The organism is Methylobacterium crusticola, from assembly GCF_003574465.1.
GTDB classification, from domain to species: domain Bacteria; phylum Pseudomonadota; class Alphaproteobacteria; order Rhizobiales; family Beijerinckiaceae; genus Methylobacterium; species Methylobacterium crusticola.
Genome location: NZ_QOWC01000367.1, coordinates 1 through 4,152, shown reverse-complemented (window position 1 = coordinate 4,152; position 4,152 = coordinate 1). Strand labels below are relative to the sequence as shown.

General features: G+C 71.5%; 2 protein-coding genes and 1 pseudogene. All 3 read right to left on the bottom strand.

Annotation, left to right across the window (positions count from 1 at the left end; translation table 11 throughout):
- Window positions 1-214: pseudogene (locus DT057_RS34145) on the bottom strand (hypothetical protein); the annotation flags it as partial.
- A gap of 32 nt (window positions 215-246) precedes the next feature.
- Window positions 247-2,664, bottom strand: coding sequence for a UDP-forming cellulose synthase catalytic subunit (bcsA, locus tag DT057_RS34140; RefSeq protein ID WP_128566441.1), 2,418 nt, complete (start codon window positions 2,662-2,664; stop codon window positions 247-249).
- A 90-nt stretch (window positions 2,665-2,754) separates the two neighbouring features.
- A complete protein-coding gene (gene bcsS, locus DT057_RS34135; protein WP_407068098.1) occupies window positions 2,755-3,501 on the bottom strand; it encodes a cellulose biosynthesis protein BcsS in 747 nt (248 codons plus the stop codon).
- Between the last annotated feature and the right edge of the window lie 651 nt (window positions 3,502-4,152).

The following is a 4,152-nucleotide window of genomic DNA, read 5'->3' as shown; positions in this document are numbered from 1 at the left end:
CGGCCTGCGCCTCGGGCGCGGCCGGCCTGGCGCCGGCCGCCTCGGGGCTGCCCGGCAGCACGAAGCGCTGGGCCGGGCTGTTGCCGGTGAAGCTCTGGGCGAGGGCGGGCCCGGCGAGCGCCAGGCCGGCGAGCGCCAGGCCCGCCAGCGTCAAGCCGGCGAGCGCCGGGCCGGGGGCGGGGCGGCCGAGGACGGATCGCAGCGCGGACGACATGGTGGCGGTTCCGGATTTCGAGCGAGGCTTCATCACGCGGCCTGCCCGGCCGTCGCGGCCTGCCCGGACCGGGCCCCCTGCCCGCCCAGGATCGCCTGGTTCTCGTTCTCGAGCATCAGGCGGACCCAGTCCGGCGGTGCCTCGACCACCGGGGGCGCGGCGGGGGCGGGGGGCGCCGGCGCGGGGGCGGGGGCCGCGACGGGCGGCAGCGTCAGGGCCTGGATCGCCGGGGCGGCGGCCCGGGGCTCGGGCGCGGCGACGGCCTCGGCGGCCTCGGCGGCCTCCGGGCTCGGCTTGAAGGCGTACGCGAGGGCGCGCCAGGGCTCGGACAGGCCCCACCAGACGAACTGCGCCGTGCCGGAGAAGAGGTTCTTGTGGACGTGCCGGCGGCCGAGGAAGCGCCGCATCGCCCCCGGGTCGCCGTACATCAGGTCGGCATGGGCTGCGGCGTCGCGGCTCTGGAGGCGGTCGAAGGCGAGCTCGCAGACCGAGGTCTCGCCCGCGAAGGACGAGCGCGTCAGGATCACCGGCAGGGGCGCGTGGGGCGTCAGGCGCCCGTGCGTGTCGGGCAGCGGCGCCACCGTTAGCGTCCCGCGCCGGGGGGCCCCGCCCGGCTCGGAGAGGGGCAGGACGGCGCTCATCCGCACCGTGCAGGTGGCCGCCGACACCCGGTCGACCGCGACGTCGATGGCGTAGCCGTCGATGGTCAGGCGCCCCTCGCGGCGGATCGGCAGGGAGGGGGTGGACTCGGTCTCGGCGCGCTCCGCCACCACCCCGAGGGCGGCACCCGCGGTGATCAGGTTGAACAGGGTCCAGAGGCCGACGACGAGCATCAGGCTCGTGACGCCGGGCTCGAACAGGTAGCGGTAGAGCGCCGTGACGCAGCCCACGGCGAGCAGCCCGTAGACGGCGAAGAACGGCCAGGCGAGCGACGACAGGTGGTCGTGGTCGAGGGAGGTCCCCTTGGCCGTGACGTTGAAGGTGGGCTTGCGCGGCGAGACGATCACCTTGCCGATCGCCTTGAACAGGAACAGGCCGAGCACGAACTCGTACAGCTCGGACATGAACGGCCAGCGCACCCGGCCGTAGAGGTAGTTCTGCATCATCAGGTTGATGACGATGTAGGTGGCCGTGTAGGCGATCGACTCCTGCACGTTCGCGACGAACACCTTCATATCGAAGAAGATGTGCAGGAGCGGCGCGAACATGAAGATCAGGCGCGGCACCGGGAAGAACCAGAACGTCATGCTCGACAGGTAGGCGAGGCGCTGGATCGGCCGCAGACCGGGCCGGAAGGCCGGGTTCTTCAGGATCAGGATCTGGAACATGCCCTGGCACCAGCGCGAGCGCTGGCCGATGAAGTCGGACAGGCTCGCGGGCTGGAGGCCGGCGATGAGCGGGGTCTCGACGTAGACGCTGGTCCAGCCCTTGCCGTGCAGGTCCAGCGCCGTCTCGCAATCCTCCGTGATGGTGATGCCCGAGAAGCCGCCGGCCTCGTCGAGGGCCGTGCGGCGCAGGAGCGCGGCCGAGCCGCAGAAGAACGAGCCGTTCCACTTGTCGAGGCCGCGCTGCGTGATGCCGTAGAACATCTCGTTCTCGGACGGCATGCGCTCGAAGGTGCGCAGGTTGCGCTCGATCGGGTCCGGGTTCAGGAAGGCGTGCGGCGTCTGCACCAGGAACAGCCGGGGATCGCGGGCGAAGTAGCCCACCGTCTCGCGCAGGAAGGAGCGGAACGGCACGTGGTCGGCGTCGAGCACGGCGACGATCTCGGACCGGCCGTGGGCGAGGCCGTTGTTGAGGTTGCCGGCCTTGGCGTGGAGGTTGCGGGCCCGGGTCAGGTAGCGCACCCCGAGCTCGGCGCAGAGGCGCTGCATCGCGGCCCGGCGCTCCCGCGCCGCCGCGGCCTTGAGCGGGTCGGCATCCCCGCACTTCTGATCGGTGCCGCCGTCGTCGAGGAGCCAGACCGTCAGCTTCTCGGCCGGGTAGTCGAGGGCGCGCGCCGCCGCGAGGGTCGCGGTGAGGATCGACGCGTCCTCGTTGTAGCTCGGCACGAAGATGTCGACGCTCGGCAGCGCCTCGTCCGGATCGACCGGCGCCGCGCCGCGGTCGAGGGGATCGGCGTTGATGATCAGGCTGACGAACAGGATGAAGACGCAGTACAGCTCGGCCAAGAGCAGCAGCAGGCCGAACCCGAAGCCGACGGCGTCGTGGGTCGGCGGCAGGGTGCTGGTGATGCGCCAGTAGAGGTAGCGCAGCACCACGAGGCTGCCCATCGCCAGGAAGACGAAGCGGGCGGTCGGGCCGCGGAAGAACAGCCAGAGCACGACCATGCAGAGGCCGGCGCCGACGCTCATGGCGAGTTGCACCTGAGTGCTCACGGGCTGGGCCAGGAGCACGATCAGGGCCGCCGCGGCGATCAACCAGCTCAGCCGTTGCAGCGCAACCCGCATCTCACGTCCTCTCGAAGGTCAGGGCTCGGTGTGGTGGCAGGCCGCGGCGCGCGGCGCGGCCGGCGCGTCCGCGGACCGGGGCGCGTCCCGTCAGAACAGCGTGCGGGCCTCGACCGTGGTGTAGTAGCCGCTCTTCTGGATGCGGTCGAAGACGTAGCCCGCCCCGATCGACATCTTGACCGGGCCGACCGAGAAGCCGGTGACGTGGGCGCCCGCCCGCCACTGGTTGAAGAAGGCGTCGCCCAGGAACGTCGCCTCGGGGCCGACATAGACGCCGTCCGTCACCATGTAGCCGGCGCGGAAGCGCGCGTAGTAGGCGTCGAACAGCGTGGAGTAGGAGCCGTAGGCCGCCACCATCGTGCGCGCGGTCGGCTGGGCGTAGAAGTCGAGGGCGGTCTTGAGCCCGACGCCGGTGCCCACCACGGGGTTGCGCGGGTCGGGGATCGACAGCGAGTTGTTGCGCACGTTGAAGCCGACGTAGCCGCCGAGCGCCGCCTCGCGCCAGATCCACTCGTAGCCGAACATCGCCGAGCCTTCCTCCTGCACCCCGCGGACGCGCTGGTTCGTCGTCGTCGGGTAGGTGTAGGTGCCGGCGATGCCCTGGAGGCGGATGCGCGCGCCGCTCTCCTGCAGGGGCGTGAACGGGGCGATCGTGGCGCTGACCGCGCCGAAGGCCGAGCTGTTCGACGTGACGCTCGCGGACGCGTCGATCGCGACGTGCCAGCTCTCCTCCGCCCGGGCGACCTCGGCGCCCGTGTACCAATCCGCGGCCTGGGCGGCCTGCGGCAGCAGCGCTCCGGCCAGGGCCGCGACGAAGAGATGTCTCACGGGCTTCACCACCGATCATCCCGGCCCGCCGCTCCGCGCTCCCGATCGATCCGTTCGAGGGAGCGCAGGCCAGGGCCCATGTCGAGGAAGCTAGTGTTTCATGGTTAAATCCTCGTTAATGTGTCGGCGCACGGTTGCCACGAACAAGTGGCACACTGCCGGTTTCGACGCCATGTTGCCATTATTCAACAGACAAGCACATTATAAGGTCAGTCATACCTTGATGTACTGAACAGCTGACCCCAAGTAAATTAGAAGCTCGAACAGGATTACTCCGCCGCGGCGCGGGCTACCACCCTGTTGACGGAGCCCGGGATTGAAATCCCGACGCGCGGGATCCCGCGTCGAAATCGCGGCGGCTATTGCGGACCGGCGTCCGGCATGCTGCGCCGCACGCGCGGGTATTGGCCGCCAGCGTCGCGCGGGCAACCGAATGGCGGCCGACCGACCGCCGGCGCCGTCCTCCGCGATCGAGGGAGCGAGCGCCGGGGCCGCCGCGGCCCGGCCCGGCGCCGCAAGCGCGAGATTTTTTCCTGGCGGGGCCGCGGCGCGGCTCCTGGTGGCGCGGCGCGGCTCCTGGTGGCGCGGCGTCGCGCCGGCCTGGCCGGTCGTCGGCGGAGCGGGCGGCCCGCCCGAGGGGACAGGGAGGCGGCCGGGCCG

Excerpts from the sequence above, each read along its gene's own strand:
- bcsA (WP_128566441.1), bottom strand. The coding sequence starts at position 2,664 with ATGCGGGTTGCGCTGCAACGGCTGAGCTGGTTGATCGCCGCGGCGGCC.